Source organism: Rhizobium sp. NRK18 (assembly GCF_024385575.1).
Lineage (GTDB): Bacteria > Pseudomonadota > Alphaproteobacteria > Rhizobiales > Rhizobiaceae > JANFMV01.
This window is the reverse complement of the sequence record NZ_JANFMV010000001.1, coordinates 1,260,100-1,282,028: the sequence shown is the minus strand read 5'-3', so window position 1 is coordinate 1,282,028 and position 21,929 is coordinate 1,260,100. Positions and strand designations below refer to the sequence as shown.

Here is a 21,929-nt window from a genome sequence, read left to right as displayed (position 1 = left end):
GCTCCTCCTTAGCCGAGCTTCACGTTGTCGATGCCGACAATCTTGTCATAGAGGACGAACAGCACCATCACGACCAGCAGCAGCAGCGTACCGAGCGCGGCAGCAAGGCCCCAGTTCAGCGAGCTGGAGATGTGGTAGGCAATTCGGTTCGAGATGAAGACGCCCGAGGTGCCGCCGACGAGTTCCGGCGTGATGTAGTAGCCGATGGCGAGGATGAAGACGAGGATGGAGCCGGCGCCAATGCCCGGAACCGTCTGCGGGAAATAGACCCGCCAGAAGGCCGTCCAGTCGTTTGCGCCAAGGCTTTTCGCCGCGCGGACATAGGAAGGCGAGATGGTCTTCATCACCGAGTAAAGCGGCAGGATCATGAACGGCAGCAGGATGTGCGTCATGGCGATGATCGTGCCTGCCTGGTTGTTGATCATCACCAGCCGGTTGTCGTCGGATATGATATGCGCCCAGACGAGCAGGTCGTTGATCACGCCCTGCTGTTGGAGCAGGATCTTCCAGGCCGAGGTGCGCACCAGCAGACTGGTCCAGAACGGCAGCAGCACCAGGATCATCAACAGGTTCGAGCTTCTGGCCGGCAGGTTGGCAAGCAGCCAGGCGATCGGGTAGCCGAGCAGAAGACAGCTGAAAGTGATCGCGAGGCTGAGGAAGACGGTGCGGGCGAACAGGAAGAGATAGATGCGCTCTTGCGGCGGAGCCATATGGATGCCGCTGGCGTCACGCTTCATGTCGAGTGCCGCGAGGAAATAGTTCGGCGTGTATTCTGACGACAGGACCTTGAGCATGCTCCAGAACTGGACGTCGCCCCATTCCTTGTCCATCGCCAGGAACTGGCCCTTGTAGTCGCCATTGTCCTCGAGCTTGCGGACTTCGCGGCCGGTCTGGCGGAAGAGGCTCGAGGCACCGGGCATGTCGTAATTGAGACGTGAGCCGAGACGGGTATGCTCCTTTGCCTTGACCGCGACCTTCAGGTCGTCGGCAAGTGCGGCATAGACCGGTTCACCCGGTGCTTCACCGGATTTCGGATCCCATTCCTTCAGCGCCACGACGGTCTTCGGCAGCGTATCGGGAACGATGCTGTTGTCGATCGAACGCATGAGCATGTCCGCGATCGGCGCGACAAAGCTCAACAGAATGAAGACCAGCAAGGGTGCGATCAGAATGAAGGAGCGGAGTTTTTCGCGCCGTAGCGCCTTGGCCAGGCTCGCCTTCAGCGGCTTGCCGTCGACGGTCAGAACCGGCCCGTCAGTTGTCGTCGTTGCACCCATTAGACCCACGCCCAGTCATAGAAATTCAGGAAAAGGGACGGAGCGCGAGCCCCGTCCCTCATCATCACATTACTTGGCGAGCCAAGCCTGGAACTTCGCGTCGATGTCGTCGCGATGGTCGGCCCAGAACTCGAAGTTATAGTAGATGACGTTCTTCGAGTTTGCCGGATCGGTCGGCATGTGCGGTGCCATCTCGATGCCGAGCGTGGCGTGCTTGCCGACGAGCGGAGCGGACGAGGCGCGAGCCGGGCCGTACGAGATGTACTTGGACTGGTCGGCAAGGCGCTGCGTGTCGGTCGCGAACTTGACGAAGTCTTCGACAGCCTTCAGGCGGTCTTCAGGCAGGCCAGCCGGGATGATCCAGCCGTCGAACGAGAACACCTGGGCGTCCCAGAGCATCTTGATCGGCTGCTTCTGTTCGGCGATTGCCGAGAACAGACGACCGTTATAGGTCGAACCGATCACGACTTCCTTGTCGGCCAGCAGCTGGGGCGTTTCGGCAGCAGCCGACCACCATACGGTCTGGTCCTTGATGGTGTCGAGCTTCTTCAGAGCGCGCTCGACGCCTTCATCGGTGGCCAGAACGTCATAGAGCTGATCCTTCGGCACGCCGTCGCAGAGCAGTGCCCATTCGACGTTGTTGATCGGGCGCTTTTCAAGCGCGCGCTTGCCGGGGAAGGTCTTCAGGTCGAAGACGTCGCAGATGTTCGACGGCTCCTTGCCACCCCACTCGGCAACGTCGGAACGATAGCCGAACGTGGTCGAGTAGACGATCTGCGGGATGTAGCAGGAGTTGACCAGCTGGGCGCCGAAGTCTTCGGAAGCAGGCGTGCCGTCCGGAGCCGGAGCGAGCAGCTTGTCCGGATCGACTTCCATGGCCAGACCTTCGTCGCAGAGACGGAAGGAGTCGGCCGCGTCAACGTCGACCAGGTCCCAGGTCAGGTTGTTGGCTTCCTTCATCGCGCGCAGCTTGGCCACGGCTTCAGCGGAAGATTCGTCCCAGATGAAGTTAACGTCCGGATGCTCCGCATGATACGGGTCCGCATAGGCATTCTTCTGCGAAGCCTGGTAGGCACCGCCCCAGGAAACAACCGTCAGGTCGGTCGCCATGGCAGCCGACGCGAGAGCGACAGCAGCCGTGGTTGTCAGAATAGTCTTGAGCATTTTCATTGTTATTCTCCCCTTCTTTGAGGTTTTGCCGGATTCACCGGCTATAGCTTGCAGATGGCGGCCCTGCCATCTGCAGGTTCTCATGCAACGGCGTCGAGCGCCTTGCAGTCCTTCAGCGACCAGCCGATCATGCGGGAATCTCCAACCTTGAGATCCCAGCGCTCGCCGCGGTTACGCACCTTGACGACGAATTCGTCGTTGCCGCAGACATTCATGCGGATGCGGATATGGTCGCCCAGATAGATGAGTTCTTCGATCTTTCCCTGGACCTGGTTCTGGTGGGAATCGGTCGGGACAATCTCGACGCGCTCCGGCCGGAGCGAGATGGTGGTCTTGTCGCCGACACCCTTGACGTTGACCTTGTCGGCCACGAGCTCGGTGCCGTCAGGCAGGCGGACCTTGCATTCGCCGCCGTTCACTTCGACCACGTCGCCGGTCAGCTTGTTGTTCTCGCCGATGAACTGGGCGACGAAGGAGTTCTGCGGCTCTTCATACAGCATGTCAGGGGCAGACAGCTGCTGGATGACACCATCGTTGAACACCGCAACGCGGTCCGACATGGTCAGGGCTTCGGTCTGGTCGTGCGTCACATAGACGATCGTCACACCGAGGCTTTCATGTATGTGCTTGATTTCATACTGCATCTGCTCACGCAGCTGCTTGTCGAGCGCACCGAGCGGCTCATCCATGAGGACCAGCTTGGGATCGAAAACCAGGGCGCGTGCCACCGCGACGCGCTGCTGCTGACCGCCGGAAAGCTGGGCCGGACGGCGGGAGCCGAATTTCGGCAGTTCCACCATTTCGAGCGCGCGCTTCACGCGGGCCTCGATCTCGGACTTGTTCATCTTCCGCACCTGCAGCGGAAATGCCAGGTTTTCCGAGACCGTCATGTGCGGGAAAAGCGCATAGTTCTGGAAAACCATGCCGATGCCGCGCTTGTGAGGTGGAACATTGTTGATCGGATTGCCGTCGAGATAAATCTCGCCATGCGTGGCCGGCTCGAAACCGGCAAGCATCATCAGGCTTGTCGTCTTTCCCGACCCGGATGGTCCGAGCATGGTCAGGAACTCGCCACGGGCAATGTCCAAGTTTAGATTTTTGACGACTAACGTCTCGCCGTCATAGCTCTTTTGCACGCTATCAAAGCGCACCATAAGATCGGTGGCTGGCACAACTACCCCGTCTAGCTACTGTTTTCCCCTGGCAGGTTCATCCTGTCCTTAGTTGCAGCCATACAAGCACATCTCTTTGCGGCGATGCAACAGCCGCCATCCAAGAGGATAAAAATTTATTCCCACAAGTGGAGAAAAACGTCGCTCACGGCAGCTTCTGTCGAATTTGCGACAAAATTTGCCGTGAGCGACGGTGAAACGCCCTGCGATTCCTGTGCCATCCCCTCAAAGAATGACGCGATGCTCCGCCTGACCGCTCATGTCGCAGCTCGCCACATGCACCTTTCCGGCCGATGGTTGGCTCACGAGATCTTCGTTGGAAAGCCCCTGCTGCGCCGTCGTTACAAACAGCTGGTTGAAGTTTTCGCCGCCGAAGGCCGGGCAGCTCGTGTGAGCGGCCGGTGCCTCGATCGCCCGCAGGAAGCTGCCGTCAGGCGCGTAACAGGCAACCCGCGATGCGCCCCACTGCGCATTCCAGAAATTGCCCTGCGAATCGACGACAGCACCGTCCGGATAGAGGCCCTCGTTGCTAAGATCGAGGAAAACCTCCGCCTCCCCGACGGGCCAGCCGTCCGAATCGGCAAGCGGCTGACGCCAGACAATCTGCCGGTCGGTATCGGCGAAATAGGCGAATCGGCGGTCGGGTGAAAAGCAGATCGCATTGGAGATCGTGACGTTCGGGACCAGACGGCGCAGCTCACCCTTATAGAAGCGGTAGATCGAGCCGGCCCCGGCTTCCGCACTCTTGCCCATGGTGCCGATCCAGAAGCCCCCCCAGGGGTCGGCGCGGCCATCGTTGGACCGCGTCACCGGGTTGTCGGCTTCCAGATCGCAGATCTTCCGTCGCTCTCCCGAGATCAAATCAAAGCGGGAGAGCGACGTTTCGCTGGCGATCAGCAGGGTGTCCCTGTCGACCCAGCCGGCCGCGGAAACCTTCTCGTCGAATGTCCACTGCTTCTGCTCGCCGTTCTCAACCGTCATCAGCGTGCAGTTGATGATGTCGAACCAGAAAAGCTGGCCGCGTTCGGGATGCCAGAGCGGCCCTTCGCCAAGGAAGCAGTCACGATTGTCGTATACGTTTGCACTCATTTGCTGCTCCCGGCGTCATAGGCTTCAACCATCTTCTTTGCCACCGAAGCGACCTCTTCGACCGAACGGCCCGGCTTGTAGAGCGCAGTGCCGATGCCGAAACCGTCGGCGCCTGCGGCGAACCAGTCCCTGAAATTGTCCGGACCTGCGCCACCGACGATGTAGACTTCCGTCTCCTTCGGCAGGACGGCGCGGATGGCCTTCAGTCCCTCCGTTCCCAGCATGACGGACGGAAAGATCTTCAGACCGTCGGCACCGGCTTCGAGCGCGGCAAAGCACTCGGTCGGGGTCAGCACGCCCGGAAAGGACTGAAGTCCGGCCGCCTTCGTTGCCCGGATGACATCCGTGTTGCAGTTCGGCGAAACGATGAGCTTGCCGCCGGCTGCCGCGACATTCTCGACATCCTTCACCGTCAGAACGGTGCCCGCGCCGATCAGTGCCTTGCCGGCAAATGCGTCCGTCATGATGCGGATGCTTTCGAGCGGTTCGGGAGAATTGAGCGGTACCTCGATGCGGTCGATGCCCGCCTCGATCAACGCTGCGGCGACGTCCTTCGCTTCTTCGGGGCGGATGCCTCGCAGAATGGCGATCAGTTTGCGGCTCATTGTGCCTGGTCCTTTTCCATTTGGGCGCGGGCCGCTTTCAGCCCGCTGAGAGTAAGCGTGTCATTGTCGGTGATCACCGGCCGGCACCCTTGCGCCGAAAGCGCCTTGGCGTAGAGGTCGGAAAGTGCGCGGGCGCCGATGATGGCGATGTTCTGGCCGAGCCAGTAGGGCCTGGAAGCGGCGAGTTCCATGCCGATCAGGAGGCCGGACAGGCGCGCGCGCGCGGCCGCCGGATCGGCATCGGTAAGAAGCGATTCCGCCCTCAGCGAAAACAGGCGCGAGGCGACCGCCTCCGGCTTGGAGATCGCGTCGTCGACAGCGGAGGCAAAGGCGTCCTGCTGCCAGCCATCGGCGGGAATGGAATGGCGAAGCACCGATTGCGTCGAGATCAGCGAGAACAGTTCTCCCGACATGAACGTGCGGAAGCTGACGACCTCGCCGGCGCTGATCTGCGCCCACTTGGTATGGGTGCCGGGAAGGCAGAGCACGCCGTCGAAATCCGGCTTGTCGAACAGGTAGCCGGCGATCTGGGTTTCCTCGCCGCGCATGACGTCGGCGGGCTGCATCTGGCAGAGCCCGGGAATGATGCTGACCGAGATGCGCGGATCCTGGACCGGTACGGACACCATGTTGTCGGCATGCAGCGGCGGGCACGGCACCTTGGCATAGGGCGCCTCCAGCCAGCCCTGGCGGGCACCGACCATGCCGCAGGCGATCACCGGCAGACGTTTGCCGTCCGTCAGCCACGGGCCGACCACCTCCAGCAGCGCGCCCTCGAATTCATCGCGCTTCAGCGAGCCCATGCCCTTGTTCGACCCCGCCTGGGCGAGAACGGCGCCATCCTTGCCGATCGCCCATACGCGCAGGTTCGTCGTGCCCCAATCGGCAGCAATCCAGTCTACAGTCATCATGTCATTTCAACCCGTTACAACCACGCCGCCATCCACGACCAGAGCCTGTCCGGTCATCATGCGGCTCGCTTCAGAGGCCAGGAAGAGCGTCGTATCCACGATATCGCGCGGGCCGAGATGCTCCTTCAGGCATTGTTTTTCGAGGAATGCGGCGAGCCCTTCGGGCGTCGCCCAGAGGTCCAGCTGCCGCTCCGTCAGCACCCATCCCGGCATGATCGCGTTGACGCGGATGTTGTCGTGGCCGAGCTCGCGCGCCATCGTCCGGGTAAGACCGGTGATCGCCGCCTTGGAGGTGACGTAGCCCGGCATTCCGTCATGCCCCATCATGTAGGTGATCGAGGAAAAATTGATGATGGCGCCGCCGCCGAGCGCCCGCATGCCCGGCGCGACCGCCTGGATGGTGAAGAACTGCGGCCGCAGGTTGACGGCAAGCGCCGCATCCCATTCCTCGACCGTCAGGTCTTCCCAGCCGTGCCGCGTGTCATTCGCAGCGTTGTTGACCAGCACCTGAACGGGGCCATGCGCATCGACGGCCTTGTCTATCGCCGCCTTCAAGGCATCGATGTCGGTGATGTCGCAAGGGATGAACAGCGGCGCGATGCCGTATTTTGCTTTCATCTCGGCCACGAACTGCGTGGCGTCAGACCGCTGGACGAAGGCGACCCTGGCGCCCTGCTCGATAAACCCCTCCGTCAGCGCGGCTCCGATGCCGGAACCGCCCCCGGTAATGAAGACGCTCTTTCCCTTCAGATCATGAAATGTCGCAAACTCCGTCACCGGATTCACTCCCTTTATTCCGCCATGGCCTTGCCGGCGCAGGCGTCTTGTTGGTTTTGCGGCCGACAGAATGAACCGGCCGATCAGATGGCGCTCACGCGCAAAGATGTATGCCGTTTTCCCGTGTCACCAGTTTGAGGGTGGCAATGTTGCGCACGGCCTGCTGCAGTTGCGAGATCGTCGCCGGCTTGATCATGTAGCCCTGCGCGCCGCGTTCCTTGGCCCGAAGAATATCGCGCTCGTCGCTTGACGTGCTCAGCATGCAGACCGGGATAGGCCTCAACCGTTCGTTGCTGCCCAACACCTCCAGCACCTGGAAACCGTCCATGATCGGCATGTTGATGTCGAGCAGGACAAGGTCCATCGGCGGCACTTCGTGCTCGGCCAGCAGCTTTTCGAGAAGGGTGATCGCCTCGCGACCATTGGAGGCGACGTGCAGGTTGAAATGCACCTGCTCGCGCTTCATCAGCTTGATCTTGGTCAGCGTGACGTCGACCGGATTGTCTTCAACCAGCAGGACGTTGGCGAGACGCAGGATGTCCGGATCCGAGCCGGTCGCCGGCAGCGACGCCACCGGCCTGCGCGGCGCGGGCGCTCCGTCGAGCACCGCCGGGTCGGGGTTCGGCAGGGCGATGGTGAACGTGGTCCCCTGCCCCAATGCGGATGTGCACTGGATTGTACCGCCATGGATCTCGGCGATCCGCTTGCAAAAGGCGAGCCCGAGACCGCTGCCTTCGACATCGCGTCCGACCAGCCGCTTGAAGGGTTCGAAAATCCGGGCATGAAATTCGGGGGCGATGCCCGGCCCATTGTCGCGGACATGAATGAGATTGTGCGTCTCCGTCGCCTCGGTCCAGACGCGGATATGCGGTTCGGGCTTGTCGCAGTATCGAATGGCGTTCTGAATCAGGTTCTGCAGCACTTGCACCAGCAGCGTCTGGTCGCCATAGACACTGGCCACCTCGCCGGTCTCGACGATCGCGTTCGAAGACTGGATCTGCTGGCCGAGGCTCGCCTCGGCCCGCACGACGACCTCCGCGACCGATACCATCTTCATGTCGCGGTGTTCGTAGGCATCGAGCTGCGTGTAGTGGGAGACGCTCTGTATGAGCTTCTCCATGTTCTCACCCGCCTTGATGATGAAGTTCATCATGTCGCGCTCCTGCTCCGGCAGGTCTGGCGATTCGGCAACGATGCCGGCAAAGGAGCGGATGGCACGCACCGGCTCCTTGAGGTCGTGCGCCATGGCGCGGGTGAAGATCTCCAGCGACTGACGCTTTTGTTCGACAAGGCTTTCGAGCCGCGCCCTGTCGATCGCGCTGTAAATGCAGCGCTGCAGGGAATCCGCCGTCACCGTATCCTTGATGAGATAGTCCTTCGCGCCCGCCTTCATGACTTCGACGGCGACGGCTTCATTGCCCTGTCCCGTGAGCATGATGACCGCCGCATGCGGGTCCGCCTTCAGGATATCCTGCAGCACCACGAGTCCGTTGCGGCCCGGCAGGGAGTAATCGAGCAGGATGCAGGTCGGCTTCTTCTCGGCTTGCAGCCGCAGCGCCTCCTCGCCATTGCCCGCCTCAAGGATCACCGCACCGGAGCCGATGCCCCGGCGGATGAAGCGCTTGTACATGTCGCGGTCATCGTAACTGTCATCGACGATGAGGATCGTGCTTTTCTCCGGCACCTAGTCCTCCCTCGGCAGGATCGCGATCTCGAACCAGTATTCCTTCAGCCGCTGGATGGCGGCAAACAGTCCGTCGAGGTTCACGGGCTTCTGGATGTAGGTATTGGCGCCGAGCTGGTAGCAGGCATCCACGTCCCGCTCGTCATCCGAGGTGGTCAGGATCACCACCGGCGTCTTGCGGGTATCCTCGCGCTGCTTGAGGACCGTCAGCAACTGCCGGCCATCCATGCCCGGCATGTTGAGATCGAGCAGGATGAGCCCCGGCTTGTGCTTGGCGTTGTCCAGGAGTTCGATCGCCTCGTCGCCGGAGGCCGCCCGCAGGATCGGATTGCGGAGATTGGCCCTGCGGAAGGCGCGCATCGTCGCTTCGAAGTCGTCTTCGCTGTCCTCGACCATCAGGATCGGCTGAACGTCATGCTGCGGCTTGTTCATGCGCATCACTCCCCAGTGTAAAATAGAATGTCGTACCGACCCCGATTTCCGAGGTCAGCCAGATGTCGCCGTGATGGCGGCCGACGATCTTCTTGACGAAGGTCAGGCCCGAACCCGTACCCTCGTCGCCGTCGTCACGCTTCTCGAGCCGTTTGAAGATGCGGAACACGTCGGAGAAGAACTCCGGCGCAATACCCTTGCCGTTGTCGCGGACGTAGAAGACCGCGCTGGCATTTCGGCCCGAGGCGTCGTTGTAGCGCGGCAGGAACCCGACTTCCACCCGCTTGTCCTGCTTGTCGTTGTATTTGACAGCGTTGGTGATGAGGTTGCGGAAGGCTTCAGCGACACGCACGGAATCGCAGGTATAGACAGGCAGGTCGGCCGAGATCTCGACCTTTGCGCCACGCTCCTGCAGGAAATCCTCGAGCGTCGAGACCACATCCTGCACGAGCATCCTCATGTCGGTGGGCTTCACGGCAAGCTCCTGCCGGCCGATCCGCGAGAAATAGAGAAGGTCGTTGACCAAACGCTCCATTCGCTGGGAGAGGAAGATCAGCCGGTTGATCCGCCGCTTGCCGTCGTCGTCGAGAAGCTCCTCGTAATCCTCCTGCAGGAAGCGCGAATGATTGTGCAGGCCGCGCAGAGGTTCCTTCAGATCGTGGGAGGCGATGTAGGCAAAATCGTCGAGTTCCTGGTTGGAGCGCTCCAGATCCGCGGCATAGACTTCAAGCTGGCCAAGCGTGCTTGTCAGCTGCTCCTCCTGCCGCTTGCGGTCGGAAATGTCGCGTACCATGCCGACAAAGGCCCGTTCACCGCCGCCGAGCGGCACTTCGCTGACGGCAAGGTCGAGCGGGAAGACGCTGCCGTCCTTGCGCTTGCCCTGCACCTCGCGGCCGACGCCGATGATCTTCTTCTCGCCCGTCTGCATGTAAGCGGAGACATAACCGTCGTGGGCGGTATGGTAGGGCTCGGGCATCAGCATGTTGACGTTCTTGCCGAGCACCTCGTCCGAACGATATCCGAAAATGCGTTCGGCAGCCGGGTTGAAATGGCGGACGAGGTAGTTTTCGTCGATCGCGATGATGCCGTCGACCGCCGTGCGCAGAACGGCGCTCAGACGCTGCTCGCGCTCATTGAGGTTGGCAAGTGCAGTGCGCAGTTCGTCCTCTTGCCGCCTGCGCTCGGTGATGTCGCGCACGATGCCGACGAAGGTCTTCTCAGCGCCCGTTTCCACAGCGCTGACCGACAGATCGAGCGGAAAGGTGCTGCCGTCGCTGCGCAGGCCCGAGACTTCCCGGTTTGTGCCGATGATCCGCCGTTCGCCGGTCCTCATATGACGGTTGAGATAACCGTCATGCTCGCTGTGATAGGGCTCCGGCATCAGCATCTTGATGTTGCGCCCGATCACGTGGCTCGCCTTGAAGCCGAACATCGCCTCAGCCGCCGGATTGAAGCTGCGGACGGTGCCACGCTCGTCGATGCTGATCACGCCATCAGGCGTCGACCGAACCAGCGCGCCAAAGCGCACCTGTTCCTCGGCAAGCTGCAGGGACGTCTTACGGAACCAGTATACCAAGACGGCGACGATCCAGATCGTGCCAACAGACAGCACGCGATTGGTCATCACCTTCCAGAAGGCCACCCCTTCGTCGACCGAGGCAAAATAGCCGATGCCGATCAAAAGCGTGCAGACGATAGCAAAGAAGAACGGCGCGGGGCGGTCGCTGAACCAGAACGCGCAGGCAACCAGCGGCACGTAAAGAATGCCAGCGGCGACGCCGAGCGGCGTGTAAAGGTCGAAGAGCAGCGCGAAGATGCAGAGGAAGCCGGGCACCCACAAAGGCACACGGTCAGATTCGAACAGGCCCATCCGCTGGTCGCGCAGCACGATGCTGGCACCGATGATGACCATGCCCAAAGAGGTATGAAGCGCCATGCCGGCAACAGGGCTCCAGCGATAGGCCGTTTCCAGCGTCGTTGCGTAGCCCGACAGCGAGACGAAGCCCAGCGCAAGCATGGCAAGGCCGGCGAATTCCAGAACGACGTGCCGGTAACGGTTGCTGACTGGCAATCCGTCGAAGATCAGCGCGCCCGCCCCTATGAGGAAGGACAGGGAGGTATTCGGGCCCATGCCGCCACCGACGAGATCGATGAACGTGCGCGGTACGAACAGGGAGAGGAGCAGCTGTCCCCAGCCGCTCGGCAGGCCTGTCAGAATCTCCGACAACCGAAGGCCCGATATCACCACCACCAGCACCGCGGGGACAAGCACGACGGCGCGCGATCTGTTGGCCTCGAACGTGGCCATCAGCAGGGCGAAACCGAACAGGATGAAACAGAGTGCCGTGTTGAAGCCCATGGATGGCAAGCCGGGATAGACCGTCACGAGGCCTGCATCCTGCGTCAGCCAGCCGGCCATGACGACCACGCCGAGCACGGCCGCGATCATGGCGAGAACTGCAGAGGGCCGGGCTAGCTGCCTCCGATACATCAACACCCTTTCGTCAGGATGGGGCATGCCGTCCCTGGAAACGCCCCCACCGTCTCAAGTCGAAAAGACGCGAATCCCGCCACACGATTCGCGCCCTGATATTCCTATCCTATTCCGGCATCGCCCGTTGGCAACCGGGCAGCCTTTCCTCAATCGTGGAATGCCTCGACGAGGTTGCGCTTGCCGAGGAAGAAGCAATCGCCGACGAGACGCTGCGGACGGACGTCCACATCGCTCTCGCCCCTGGCGATAAGCTCCGCGAACCGACGATAGATTTCGTCATACTCGGTGTCCGGGGCTTCCGAGACGGGCTTGCCGTCAATCGACATGACGCTGCCGCCCATAGACAGCTTCAGCGTTCCACTGTCGGTTTCGACGGTGATGTCCCAGGTCTGCGGACCTGTCTGCAGCCAGTCGAGCTCCATGGCGATCGGATAACCGGCCTCGCCGCGCATCTTCACGCTGGCGGCGATCGGGGTCTGGCAGTTCTCCGGCACGTCAAGCGATGCGTCGGTGACATAGACCTCGTCCGGCATGATCTCGGTCAGGATCGACAAGGCGTTGATGCCCGGATCGAACACGCCGAAACCACCCGGCTCCCAGATCCAGGCCTGGCCCGGATGCCAGCGGCGGACATCTTCCTTCCAGATGATCTCCGCCCGCTTGATGGTCTTGCCCTTGAGCCAGGCCTTGGCAGGCGCGACGGCAGCCGCGAAACGCGAATGCCAGGTGGCAAACAGCACGACGCCCTTGGCGGCAGCCTGCGCCGCCAGCGCCTCCACCTCGCCGAGCGTAGCGCCCGGCGGCTTCTCGATCAGCACATGCTTGCCGGCCGCGATCGCCGCCGACGCCATGTCGTAGCGGCCGCTCGGCGGCGTGCAGAAGGCGATCGCCGGAATATCGCCGCTCTCCGGCAGGTATGCCTCAAGCGATGCGTAATACGGTACCCCGTCGACGCTCGCATTGCGGCTGACCGCCGCCGCCATCTCGAAGGATGGCGAACGGGAGATCGAGGGCAGATGCTGGTCGCGGGCGATCTTGCCGATGCCGACGACCGCAATCGGTGTCTTGCTCATGTCTTGCGTCTCCCCTTAGTGCGAGTCCTTGCCGACCGGTGCGCCGCGGCATCCCTTGAGGAAGTCGAGGTCGGCCCCGGTATCGGCACCCTGCACGTGATTGTGGTGCAGCCAGGCATAGCCGGACGGCGGCATGTCGACGGTCGGACGCCAGTCGGCGAGACGGGCGGCCAGTTCCTCTTCGGAGATATCGAGGTGCAGGCGACGGCCTTCGACGTCGAGCTCGATCATGTCGCCGTCGCGAACAACGGCCAGCGGACCGCCGGCGGCCGCTTCCGGCGATGTGTGCAGCACGACGGTACCGTAGGCGGTGCCGGACATGCGCGCATCCGAGATGCGGACCATGTCGGTAATGCCCTTCTTCAGGACCTTCGGCGGAAGACCCATGTTGCCGACCTCGGCCATGCCCGGATAGCCCTTCGGACCGCAGTTCTTCAGGACCATGACGCAGGTCTCGTCGATGTCGAGAGCGTCGTCGTTGATCTTGCGCTTGTAGTCGTCGATGTCTTCGAAGACGACGGCCCGGCCGCGGTGCTTCAGGAGATGCGGCGAGGCTGCCGACGGCTTCAGAACGGCGCCGTTCGGAGCGAGGTTGCCGCGCAGGACGGCGATGCCGCCGTGAGCGGTGAGCGGCTTGTCGGCCGGCAGGATGACGTCTTCATTGTAATTGACGACGTCCTTGACCTCTTCCCAGATCGAACCGCCGGAAACGGTCAGCGCGTCCTTGTGCAGGAGACCCGCCTCGCCGAGACGCTTGATGACCACCGGCAGACCACCCGCATAGAAGAACTCTTCCATCAGGTACTTGCCGGACGGCATCAGGTTGACGATCGTCGAGACGTCCTTGCCGCAACGATCCCAGTCATCGAGCGTCAGGTCGACGCCGACGCGGCCGGCGATCGCCAGCAGGTGGATCACCGCATTGGTGGAGCCGCCGATCGCACCATTGGTGCGGATGGCGTTTTCGAAGTTTTCCTTCTTCAGGATGTCGGACGGCTTCAGGTCGTCCTTGACCATCTGCACGATGCGGCGGCCGGACATGAAGGCCATGACGCGGCGGCGGCTGTCGACGGCGGGGATCGCCGCATTGCCGGAGAGCGCCATGCCGAGCGATTCCATCATCGAGGCCATCGTCGACGCCGTGCCCATGGTGTTGCACGAACCCGGCGAACGCGACATCGAGGCTTCGGCCTCGGCGAATTCGGCTGCCGTCATCTCGCCCGCCTTCACGGCTTCGGAGAATTTCCACAGATGCGTGCCGGAGCCGACGCGCTCGCCGCGGAAATAGCCGTTCAGCATCGGGCCGCCGGAGACCATGATCGCCGGGAGGTCGCAGCTGGCGGCCCCCATCAGCAGCGACGGCGTGGTCTTGTCGCAGCCGACCAGGAGGACGACGCCGTCCATCGGTTGCCCGCGGATGGCTTCCTCCACCGACAGCGCCGCAAGGTTGCGGAACATCATCGCCGTCGGGCGGAAGGCGCTTTCCGAGGCCGAGAACACCGGCACTTCGACGGGGAAGCCGCCGGCCTCGTAGATGCCATGCTTCACCCGCTCGGCGAGATCACGCAGATGCGCGTTGCAGGGGGTCAGTTCCGACCAGGTATTCAGGATGCCGATGACCGGACGGCCGTCGAACAGGTGGTGCGGCAGGCCCTGGTTCTTCATCCAGCCGCGGTGATAGATCTGGTCGCGGCCCGAGCCGCCGAACCATTCCTGGGATCGAAGCTTGCGGGGCCATTGGGCAGGTTTGAAAGCAGCCATTGTCTTTCTCCTCAAAGAGCAGTGACGGCTGTCGACAGCTTGTCGCTGCCGGCGAGCGGATTTTTAAGGGTCAGGCCGAAATCGGGTGCGCCGATTTCGAAGACGTCGCCGGCCTCCGTGCGGATGCCGTCGGCAAAGGACAGCGTCGCCGTGCCGAACATGTGGACATGCAGGTCGCCGGGCTGACGGAACAGGCCGTACTTGAAGTGATGATGCTCAAGATTGGCGATAGTGTGGGACATGTTCGCCTCGCCGGACAGGAACGGCTTTTCCCAGATGATCTCGCCGTTGCGGCGAATGCGCGAGAAACCGCGAATGTCGTCCGGCAACGGGCCGACCAGCAGTTCCGGGCCGAAGGACGCCGGACGCAGCTTCGAATGCGCCAGGAACAGGTAGTTGATCCGCTCGGTGACGTGATCGGAAAACTCGTTCGAGATCGTGAAACCGAGGCGGAACGGCGTGCCGTCTTCGCCGATGACGTAGAAGCCGGCGATTTCCGGCTCTTCGCCGCCATCGAGCGCGAACGACGGCGAGACGAGCGGCTCGCCCGGGCCGATGGCGTTGACGCCGGTGCCCTTGTAGAACCACTCCGGCTGCACGCCTTCTTCACCCGGCTTCGGCTTGCCACCCTCGATGCCCATGCGGAACATCTTCATCGAGTCACTCATGCCGGCCGTATCCGCATGCATGGCGTCGCGGGCCGACGCGGAACCCGTATGGGTCAGGCCGGTGCCGGTCAGGAACATGTGCGCCGGATCCGGATGACGGACGGGGCAGTCGAGTGCGCCCTGGTCCGCCAGCTGCATCAGGTCGACACTGTCGCCGAGCCCGTACTGGTCGACCAGACCGGCAAGCGTCTTGCCGGAAGCGATGGCGGCCTGAGCAAGATGATAGACGCTCTTGGCGCCGTTCACGAGACGAGAATCCTCGCCCCGGCGGCAGATGACGCCGCCGGACTTCAGTTGCGACAGATGCATGGTTCGGTTCCTAACCCTAGCTAGCTTTGTTCTTGTTGTAGACGTCGAAGACTACGGCGAGCAGCAGCACGGCACCCTTGATGACCTGCTGCCAGTCGATGCCGATACCCATGATCGACATGCCGTTGTTCATGACGCCCATGATGAAGGCACCGATGACGGCACCCACCACCTTGCCGACGCCGCCGGTCGTCGCCGCGCCGCCGATGAAGCAGGCCGCGATAACGTCCAGTTCGAAGCCGAGGCCGGCCTTCGGTGTCGCCACGTTCAGGCGAGCCGCGAAGATGAGACCGGCAAGTGCTGCCAGCGCGCCCATGATCGTGAACGTCAGCAGCGTCAGGCGTTCGGTGTTGATGCCCGACAGCTTTGCCGCCTTCTCGTTGCCGCCCATGGCGTAGATGCGGCGGCCGAACGTGGTGCGGGTGGTCACGAAGGTGAAGAGCGCGATCAGCGCGAACATCACGATCAGCACGTTGGGAAGACCCTTGTAGCGCGCCATCAGGAAGGTAAAGCCGAGGAAGCCGACGGCGATCAGGATGTTGCGGGCGATGAAGATGCCATGCGGCTCTTCAGCAACGCCGTGCGCCATCTGCGCACTGCGTTCCTTCATGTTCGACCAGATGATGATCGCCGTGACGATCGCGCCGAGCAAGAGGGCCAGCGTGTTGAAGGGCTGGCCAAACAGCGTGAGCGAGAAGACGTCCGGCACATAGCCCGACGACAGCAGCTGGAACTCCTTCGGGAACGGACCGACGGACGCACCGCCGAGGACGGCAAGCGCAAGACCCTTGTAGATCAGCATGCCCGCCAGCGTCACGATGAAGGCCGGGATGCGGAAATAGGCGGTCAGATATCCCTGGCTGGCGCCGATCAGGCCACCGACGGCGATACAGATCGCGCCGGCGACGAAGACGTCGACCTTCCATTGCACGATCAGCACGGCGGCGAGCGCGCCGATGAAGCCGGACACGGAGCCGACCGACAGGTCGATGTGACCGGCGACGATGATCAGCAGCATGCCCAGCGCCATGATGACGATGTAGCTGTTCTGCAGGATGATGTTCGTCATGTTCACCGGCATGAACAGCGTGCCGTTGGTGTTGAACTGGAAGAACACCATGATGACCAGAAGCGAAATCAGCAGCGCGTAGTCGCGGATGTTCGCCTTGATGTAGTGGGCAAGGTCCACCTTTTCCCGGGTTGTCTCGGCAGCCTCGGTCATTTCAATTCTCCCATGATTTCATAATCGCGCGCATGATCGCCTCCTGGGAGGCTTCTGCAGCGGGCATCTCGCCGACGAAGCGGCCTTCGTTCATCACATAGATCCGGTCCGACATGCCGAGCAGTTCCGGCATTTCGGACGAGATGACGATCACCGCCTTGCCGGCCTCGGCCAGCTTGTTGATGATGCCATAGATTTCATATTTCGCACCGACGTCGATACCGCGGGTGGGCTCGTCGAGGATCAGGACATCCGGACCCGAAAACAGCCACTTGGAGAGCACCACCTTCTGCTGGTTGCCACCCGAAAGGTTGACCGTCTTCTGGTAGACGCCGGACGAACGGATCGCGAGATCGCGCCGGTAGTTCGTGGCCACTTGCAGTTCGCGGATGTCGTCGATGACGCCCCGGCTCGCGACGTTCTTCAGGTTCGCCAGCGTGACGTTGTGCTTGATGTGGTCGATGAGCACCAGACCGTAGGTCTTGCGGTCCTCGGTCACGTAGGCGAGCCCGGCCTTCATGGCGCGCGGAATGCTGGAGACGTCTGCCGGCTTGCCGTGGATCGTCACGTCGCCGGAAATCTTCTGCCCCCAGGAGCGGCCGAACAGAGACATCGCGAATTCGGTGCGCCCTGCCCCCATGAGACCGGCAATACCGACCACTTCGCCGGCGCGCACGTTGAGATCGATGCCCTTGATGACCTTCCGCTCCGCATGCTGCGGGTGGAACACCGTCCAGTTCTTCACCTCGAGCAGCGGCTCGCCGATCGTGGCATGACGCTGCGGATAGCGGTCGGTCAGTTCACGGCCGACCATCGCCTTGATGATGCGGTCTTCGTCGACCGTGCCGTCGGAACAGTCCATCATGTCGACGGTCGAGCCGTCGCGGATGACCGTGATGCGGTCGGCGACCTTGGTCACCTCGTTGAGCTTGTGGGTGATCAGGATCGAGGAAATGCCCTGCGACTTGAACTCGGTCAGAAGCGCCAGCAGCGCGTCGGAATCGCGCTCGTTCAAGCTCGACGTCGGTTCGTCGAGGATCAGGAGCTTGACCTTCTTGTTCAGTGCCTTGGCAATCTCGACAAGCTGCTGCTTGCCGGTACCCAGATTGGTAATCAGCGTATCGGGGTTCTCGTTGAGGCCGACCTTCTTGAGAAGTTCCTTGGTACGCTTGTAGGCTTCGAGCCAGTTGATGACGCCGAACTTGGCGGTCTCGTGGCCGAGAAAGATGTTTTCGGCAATCGACAGGAGCGGCACCAGGGCCAGTTCCTGGTGGATGATGATGATGCCGAGCTCTTCGCTGTCGGGAATGCCGGAGAACGCCACCGGCTTGCCTTCGAAGCGGATCTCGCCGGTGTATTCTCCGTGCGGATAGACGCCGCTGAGCACTTTCATCAGCGTCGACTTACCCGCGCCGTTTTCGCCGACGACGGCATGAATTTCGGCAGGCATCACCGTCAGGTTGACGTCCGTCAGCGCTTTCACGCCGGGAAACGTCTTGGTGATGTTGCGCATTTCTAGGATGGGCTGCATGTATCTAACCCCGGAGCCTTTTTGTCCGGCCGGTCCTGGTGAACCGGGCCGGCCATGCATGCGTCGAGCGCAGGCAGGCCATTTCAAACGACGTATGGAAAGAGGGCCCGGCAACACCGGACCCTCCTCGTGAAAATCGACTTAGTTGTCGATCTGGTCCTGCGTGTAGTAGCCGGAACCGACCAGAACCTTGGTGATGTCGTCCTTGTAGACGACATAAGGCGTCAGCAGGTTCGACGGAACGACCTTGGCACCGTTGTCGTAGGTCTTGGTGTCGTTCACTTCCGGCTCCTTGCCCTGCATGACGGCATCAACCATCTTGGCAGTGGTGGCAGCCAGTTCGCGGGTGTCCTTGAACACGGTCGAGTACTGCTCGCCGGCGATCATGCCCTTGACGGACGCAAGTTCGGCGTCCTGACCGGAAACGATCGGGAAGTCCTTGCCGGCCGGATCATAGCCAACGCCCTTGAGCGAGGAGATGATGCCGCGCGACAGACCGTCGTAAGGCGACAGGACGGCGTTGACCTTCTTGTCGGTGTAGTTGGCCGACAGCAGGTTGTCCATGCGAGCCTGAGCGACCGCACCGTCCCAACGCAGCGTACCGACGACGTCCATGCCCATCTGGCCCGACGGAATGACGATGTCACCCGAGTCGATCATCGGCTGCAGAACGCTCATCGCGCCGTCATAGAAGAAGAAGGCGTTGTTGTCGTCCGGCGAACCGCCGAACAGTTCGACGTTCCACGGCTTGGTGTCCGGGAAGCGTTCCTTCAGGCCCTTGACGAGCGATTCTGCCTGCAGAACGCCAACCTTGAAGTTGTCGAAGGTCGCATAGTAGTCGACGTTCGGCGAGTTGCGGATCAGGCGGTCGTAAGCGAAGACCTTGACGCCCTGCTCATGTGCCTGAGCGAGAATGTCGGACAGCGTCGTGCCGTCGATGGCGCCGATGACCAGAACCTTGGCGCCCTTGGTGACCATGTTCTCGATCTGGGCGAGCTGGTTCGGGATATCGTCTTCGCCGAACTGCAGGTCGGTGTCGTAGCCGAGCTCCTGGAAGCTCTTGACCATGCTTTCGCCGTCCGAAATCCAGCGGGTCGAAGACTTGGTCGGCATTGCAATGCCGACGAGGCCCTTGTCGCCCGCAAACGACGGAGCGGCAAACATCGACACGCCGAGTGCAATCGACGCAACGAGAGTTGCGATTCTTTTCATATGATGTCCTCCCAGACAACAACCGCAGACCATTCGATCCGTCACCGGACCAACCATCTCTGCGGAGCTCTATATCAGGATCCCAGCGATCCGGCAGCGACCCTATTGAGTCTTGCCATACCAAGCAAATAATTATTTCCGCTTACAACATGCCAGAATTGGTATATTGAAGTTCGATGTTCAGCAAAGCGGCACTCCGTCTCAAACTCATTCACCTGCAGCTGGTCGCGGCCGTGGCGCAGTCCGGCCAGATCAGTCACGCGGCAAGGCTGCTCGCCATGACCCAGCCGGCGGCGTCCCGCATGCTGTCGGAAATCGAGAAGATCGTGGGCATGACGCTGTTCGAGCGCCACCCGAAGGGCATGACGCCGACGGATGCCGGGCGCCTGCTGGCGCGCCGTGCCCACAACGTATTGACGGAGCTTGGCGAAACCTCTGCGGAAGTCGAGGATTTCCGCCGCGGCGTCGGCGGCACGGTGAGGGTCGGCGCGGTCACGGGCGGAGCGATCGGATACGTCGTGCCGGCAATCAAGAAGCTGCGGCAGCTTTCGCCAAAGGCGGAAATCCACGTCGAGGTGGCCCCAAGCGACCAGCTGGTGCGGGACCTGACGGCTGGAACCTTCGACCTCATTCTCGGCCGCGTTCCGCCAACGTCGGACATTCGCGATTTCAACCTCGCCCCGGCCCGCGCCGAACGTATCGAGTTCGTCGTCCGCCGTGGCCATCCGCTCGAATTCGAGGCGCAACTGACCTACGAAAGGCTGGCGAGCTTCGAATGGGTGATGCAGAGCGTCGGAACACCGATCAGGAAGGCGGTCGAGGAAGCGTTCATCACCGGCGGCGCCCAGCCGCCGACGAACGTCACGAACACGATGTCGCTCTTGGTGATGATCGCGGCCATGCAGGCCTCGAACGCGATTGCGCCCATGGCGAGCGAGGTGAGCGAGTTGATCTGCAACGACAACGCGACGTCCGGCCTGACGACGCTGAACATCCCGCCCATATTCGTCTCGCCCTACTACCTGATCTCCCTGAAGACGCGGCGACTGTCGCCGTTGGCGAGCCGGCTGCGCTCCCTGCTGCAGGAGCAGTTGAAAGCCGCCTCGCCGATCGTTGCTGCGGACCCGAACATGCCGGGACTCATCTGAGGGATTTAACGCTTGAAGGATTTCAAGGCGCGACAGAGGCCGACCAGGTCCCTGTCATAGGCCGCGGGCTGGGCAAGGATGCCGACGCAGCGCTTGCGATAGACGGCCGCCTGGCCGGATGACATGTCCGAAATCAGCACCCTATAGCCCTTGTCACCCGACGAGGAGCCAGAGCCCGATCCCGACCCGGAATTGCCGCCCGAACCACCGCCAATCCCGACGTCGGCATCCACCCCGAGACCGCCGCTTCCGACATTGACATTCGCGTTGATCCCGCTACCGCCGCCGACGGAGGCATCGACATTGGCGCTGGTGCCACCGACATTGGCATCGGCGTTCGCACTGATGCCGGATCCGCCGCCGATGGACGCGCCGACATTCGCCGACGTCGAGCCGCCCAGCGAAACGCTGATGCCGAGATCGGCCGCGACTGCGGTGGTTGAAGCAAATGCGGCAATCGCCGCGACACGAAGGACGAGTGGTGTTGCCTTGAGGATGTTACGCATGACGGCACCTCCTTTTGATTGCAGTATCAAAACGTAAGCATCTAAAAGTATATATTATTTTAGAGGGTTCGAATGCATAAATTGACAATTGCCAGTTTTTCCCATGAACAACCGGCAAACGAATTCACTAGAATTTTAGCTATTCTATCTTCAAGGCCTGATGCTAGAAGGCAAGCGAGCGTATTGCTTTGAGACACCTTGTGGACGGTCGCTGACCAGCCTTGCCATGCGATGGCGTCAGACGGGCACGACCTGCGCCACCTCTACGACCCCGCGATAGATCATCTCGAGTGCGACGAACAGGATGATCGCCAAGCCGATATAGGCGATCCAGCGGTGCCGGTTGAGCAAGGCCGCGATCAGCGATGCGGCAATGCCCATCAGCACGACGGAGAGGGCAAGACCGAAGACGAGGACGGTCGGATGTTCGTGCGCGGCACCGGCAACGGCCAGCACATTGTCGAGCGACATGGAGACGTCCGCGACGACGATCTGCCAGGTCGCCTGGGCAAGGGTCTTGCCGGGAATGCCGATATTGCTGGCACCGGACTCTGCAGCGTCAGCGGTCTCATCCGGCGCACCCTGCTTCAACTCACGCCACATCTTCCAGCACACCCAGAGAAGCAGGATGCCGCCGGCCAGAAGCAGGCCGATGATCGCCAGCAGCCAGCTCGCAGCGACCGCGAAGATGATGCGCAGCGCCGTGGCGATCAGGATACCGACCGCGATCGCCTTGCGACGGTCCTTCTTCGAGAGACCGGCCGCCGCCATGCCGACGACGACGGCATTGTCGCCCGCCAGCACAAGATCGATCATGACGACCTGCAGGAAGGTCCCGACCGCGGCTGCATCGAAGAGATGTGTCAGTGAGAAGTCCATGAAATGACC

19 protein-coding genes are annotated in these 21,929 nt (G+C 61.9%); 1 reads left to right on the top strand and 18 read right to left on the bottom strand.

The annotated features are described in order from the left end of the window. Window positions 1-8: 8 nt before the first annotated feature. The 16 genes from NN662_RS05815 to chvE all read right to left on the bottom strand — a co-directional run bounded on the left by NN662_RS05815 (window position 9) and on the right by chvE (window position 19,387). The gene (locus NN662_RS05815) at window positions 9-1,277 is read right to left on the bottom strand and encodes an ABC transporter permease (protein WP_261929359.1); all 1,269 of its coding nucleotides are present in this window, start codon (window positions 1,275-1,277) and stop codon (window positions 9-11) included. Window positions 1,278-1,346: 69 nt separating this feature from the next. Beyond that, on the bottom strand, window positions 1,347-2,447 hold the full coding sequence (locus NN662_RS05810) for an extracellular solute-binding protein (RefSeq protein ID WP_261929358.1): 1,101 nt from the start codon (window positions 2,445-2,447) through the stop codon (window positions 1,347-1,349). 80 nt (window positions 2,448-2,527) lie between these two features. Beyond that, window positions 2,528-3,601: an ABC transporter ATP-binding protein gene (locus NN662_RS05805; protein ID WP_261931871.1), complete on the bottom strand. Its 1,074-nt coding sequence runs from the start codon at window positions 3,599-3,601 to the stop codon at window positions 2,528-2,530. A 243-nt stretch (window positions 3,602-3,844) separates the two neighbouring features. After that, window positions 3,845-4,708: an SMP-30/gluconolactonase/LRE family protein gene (locus NN662_RS05800; protein WP_261929357.1), complete on the bottom strand. Its 864-nt coding sequence runs from the start codon at window positions 4,706-4,708 to the stop codon at window positions 3,845-3,847. Beyond that, window positions 4,705-5,313, bottom strand: coding sequence for a 2-dehydro-3-deoxy-6-phosphogalactonate aldolase (locus NN662_RS05795; RefSeq protein WP_261929356.1), 609 nt, complete (start codon window positions 5,311-5,313; stop codon window positions 4,705-4,707). The genes NN662_RS05800 and NN662_RS05795 overlap by 4 nt, the downstream gene beginning before the upstream one ends. Beyond that, complete coding sequence (locus NN662_RS05790; protein WP_261929355.1) at window positions 5,310-6,224, bottom strand: 2-dehydro-3-deoxygalactonokinase; 915 nt, start codon at window positions 6,222-6,224, stop codon at window positions 5,310-5,312. The genes NN662_RS05795 and NN662_RS05790 overlap by 4 nt, the downstream gene beginning before the upstream one ends. A gap of 6 nt (window positions 6,225-6,230) precedes the next feature. After that, window positions 6,231-7,001 carry an SDR family NAD(P)-dependent oxidoreductase gene (locus tag NN662_RS05785; protein ID WP_261929354.1) on the bottom strand — a complete coding sequence of 257 codons (771 nt, stop codon included), beginning with the start codon at window positions 6,999-7,001 and terminating at the stop codon, window positions 6,231-6,233. 94 nt (window positions 7,002-7,095) lie between these two features. Then, complete coding sequence (locus tag NN662_RS05780; RefSeq protein WP_261929353.1) at window positions 7,096-8,685, bottom strand: response regulator; 1,590 nt, start codon at window positions 8,683-8,685, stop codon at window positions 7,096-7,098. Next, window positions 8,686-9,117: a response regulator gene (locus NN662_RS05775; protein ID WP_261929352.1), complete on the bottom strand. Its 432-nt coding sequence runs from the start codon at window positions 9,115-9,117 to the stop codon at window positions 8,686-8,688. It lies immediately after the preceding gene. Next, entirely contained in the window at window positions 9,098-11,566 is a 2,469-nt protein-coding gene (locus NN662_RS05770; protein WP_261929351.1) for a PAS domain-containing sensor histidine kinase, read from the bottom strand. The genes NN662_RS05775 and NN662_RS05770 overlap by 20 nt, the downstream gene beginning before the upstream one ends. 191 nt (window positions 11,567-11,757) lie before the next feature. Continuing rightward, window positions 11,758-12,684: a Gfo/Idh/MocA family protein gene (locus NN662_RS05765; protein WP_261929350.1), complete on the bottom strand. Its 927-nt coding sequence runs from the start codon at window positions 12,682-12,684 to the stop codon at window positions 11,758-11,760. Window positions 12,685-12,699: 15 nt separating this feature from the next. Next, on the bottom strand, window positions 12,700-14,445 hold the full coding sequence (gene araD / locus NN662_RS05760; protein ID WP_261929349.1) for an L-arabinonate dehydratase: 1,746 nt from the start codon (window positions 14,443-14,445) through the stop codon (window positions 12,700-12,702). Window positions 14,446-14,456: 11 nt separating this feature from the next. Then, on the bottom strand, window positions 14,457-15,422 hold the full coding sequence (gene araD1 / locus NN662_RS05755) for an AraD1 family protein (protein ID WP_261929348.1): 966 nt from the start codon (window positions 15,420-15,422) through the stop codon (window positions 14,457-14,459). A gap of 16 nt (window positions 15,423-15,438) precedes the next feature. Beyond that, entirely contained in the window at window positions 15,439-16,644 is a 1,206-nt protein-coding gene (gene mmsB / locus NN662_RS05750) for a multiple monosaccharide ABC transporter permease (RefSeq protein ID WP_261929347.1), read from the bottom strand. A 1-nt stretch (window position 16,645) separates the two neighbouring features. Further along, a complete protein-coding gene (gene mmsA / locus NN662_RS05745; protein WP_410010906.1) occupies window positions 16,646-18,235 on the bottom strand; it encodes a multiple monosaccharide ABC transporter ATP-binding protein in 1,590 nt (529 codons plus the stop codon). A gap of 81 nt (window positions 18,236-18,316) precedes the next feature. Next, the gene (chvE, locus tag NN662_RS05740) at window positions 18,317-19,387 is read right to left on the bottom strand and encodes a multiple monosaccharide ABC transporter substrate-binding protein (RefSeq protein WP_261929345.1); all 1,071 of its coding nucleotides are present in this window, start codon (window positions 19,385-19,387) and stop codon (window positions 18,317-18,319) included. A 176-nt stretch (window positions 19,388-19,563) separates the two neighbouring features. Here chvE and NN662_RS05735 point away from each other — a divergent pair, with 176 nt between their 5' ends. Further along, a complete protein-coding gene (locus NN662_RS05735; protein ID WP_261929344.1) occupies window positions 19,564-20,535 on the top strand; it encodes a LysR family transcriptional regulator in 972 nt (323 codons plus the stop codon). 5 nt (window positions 20,536-20,540) lie between these two features. On the opposite strand, the gene NN662_RS05730 is transcribed toward NN662_RS05735, so the two are convergent. Both NN662_RS05730 and NN662_RS05725 read right to left on the bottom strand, forming a co-directional pair. After that, window positions 20,541-21,041, bottom strand: a complete 501-nt coding sequence (locus NN662_RS05730; RefSeq protein ID WP_261929343.1) for a hypothetical protein — start codon at window positions 21,039-21,041, stop codon at window positions 20,541-20,543. A gap of 237 nt (window positions 21,042-21,278) precedes the next feature. Next, complete coding sequence (locus tag NN662_RS05725) at window positions 21,279-21,920, bottom strand: TerC family protein (RefSeq protein ID WP_261929342.1); 642 nt, start codon at window positions 21,918-21,920, stop codon at window positions 21,279-21,281. Window positions 21,921-21,929 lie beyond the last annotated feature (9 nt).

What these genes read in the sequence shown, in the direction of transcription:
- NN662_RS05725 (WP_261929342.1), bottom strand. Translation starts at nt 21,920, where the DNA reads ATGGACTTCTCACTGACACATCTCTTCGATGCAGCCGCGGTCGGGACC.
- NN662_RS05795 (WP_261929356.1), bottom strand. Translation starts at nt 5,313, where the DNA reads ATGAGCCGCAAACTGATCGCCATTCTGCGAGGCATCCGCCCCGAAGAA.
- araD (WP_261929349.1), bottom strand. Translation starts at nt 14,445, where the DNA reads ATGGCTGCTTTCAAACCTGCCCAATGGCCCCGCAAGCTTCGATCCCAG.
- chvE (WP_261929345.1), bottom strand. Translation starts at nt 19,387, where the DNA reads ATGAAAAGAATCGCAACTCTCGTTGCGTCGATTGCACTCGGCGTGTCG.
- NN662_RS05810 (WP_261929358.1), bottom strand. Translation starts at nt 2,447, where the DNA reads ATGAAAATGCTCAAGACTATTCTGACAACCACGGCTGCTGTCGCTCTC.
- mmsA (WP_410010906.1), bottom strand. Translation starts at nt 18,235, where the DNA reads ATGCATGGCCGGCCCGGTTCACCAGGACCGGCCGGACAAAAAGGCTCC.
- NN662_RS05775 (WP_261929352.1), bottom strand. Translation starts at nt 9,117, where the DNA reads ATGAACAAGCCGCAGCATGACGTTCAGCCGATCCTGATGGTCGAGGAC.
- NN662_RS05805 (WP_261931871.1), bottom strand. Translation starts at nt 3,601, where the DNA reads ATGGTGCGCTTTGATAGCGTGCAAAAGAGCTATGACGGCGAGACGTTA.
- NN662_RS05730 (WP_261929343.1), bottom strand. Translation starts at nt 21,041, where the DNA reads ATGCGTAACATCCTCAAGGCAACACCACTCGTCCTTCGTGTCGCGGCG.
- NN662_RS05800 (WP_261929357.1), bottom strand. Translation starts at nt 4,708, where the DNA reads ATGAGTGCAAACGTATACGACAATCGTGACTGCTTCCTTGGCGAAGGG.
- araD1 (WP_261929348.1), bottom strand. Translation starts at nt 15,422, where the DNA reads ATGCATCTGTCGCAACTGAAGTCCGGCGGCGTCATCTGCCGCCGGGGC.
- NN662_RS05735 (WP_261929344.1), top strand. Translation starts at nt 19,564, where the DNA reads ATGTTCAGCAAAGCGGCACTCCGTCTCAAACTCATTCACCTGCAGCTG.
- NN662_RS05770 (WP_261929351.1), bottom strand. Translation starts at nt 11,566, where the DNA reads ATGATCGCGGCCGTGCTCGGCGTGGTCGTCATGGCCGGCTGGCTGACG.
- NN662_RS05815 (WP_261929359.1), bottom strand. Translation starts at nt 1,277, where the DNA reads ATGGGTGCAACGACGACAACTGACGGGCCGGTTCTGACCGTCGACGGC.
- mmsB (WP_261929347.1), bottom strand. Translation starts at nt 16,644, where the DNA reads ATGACCGAGGCTGCCGAGACAACCCGGGAAAAGGTGGACCTTGCCCAC.
- NN662_RS05765 (WP_261929350.1), bottom strand. Translation starts at nt 12,684, where the DNA reads ATGAGCAAGACACCGATTGCGGTCGTCGGCATCGGCAAGATCGCCCGC.
- NN662_RS05790 (WP_261929355.1), bottom strand. Translation starts at nt 6,224, where the DNA reads ATGATGACTGTAGACTGGATTGCTGCCGATTGGGGCACGACGAACCTG.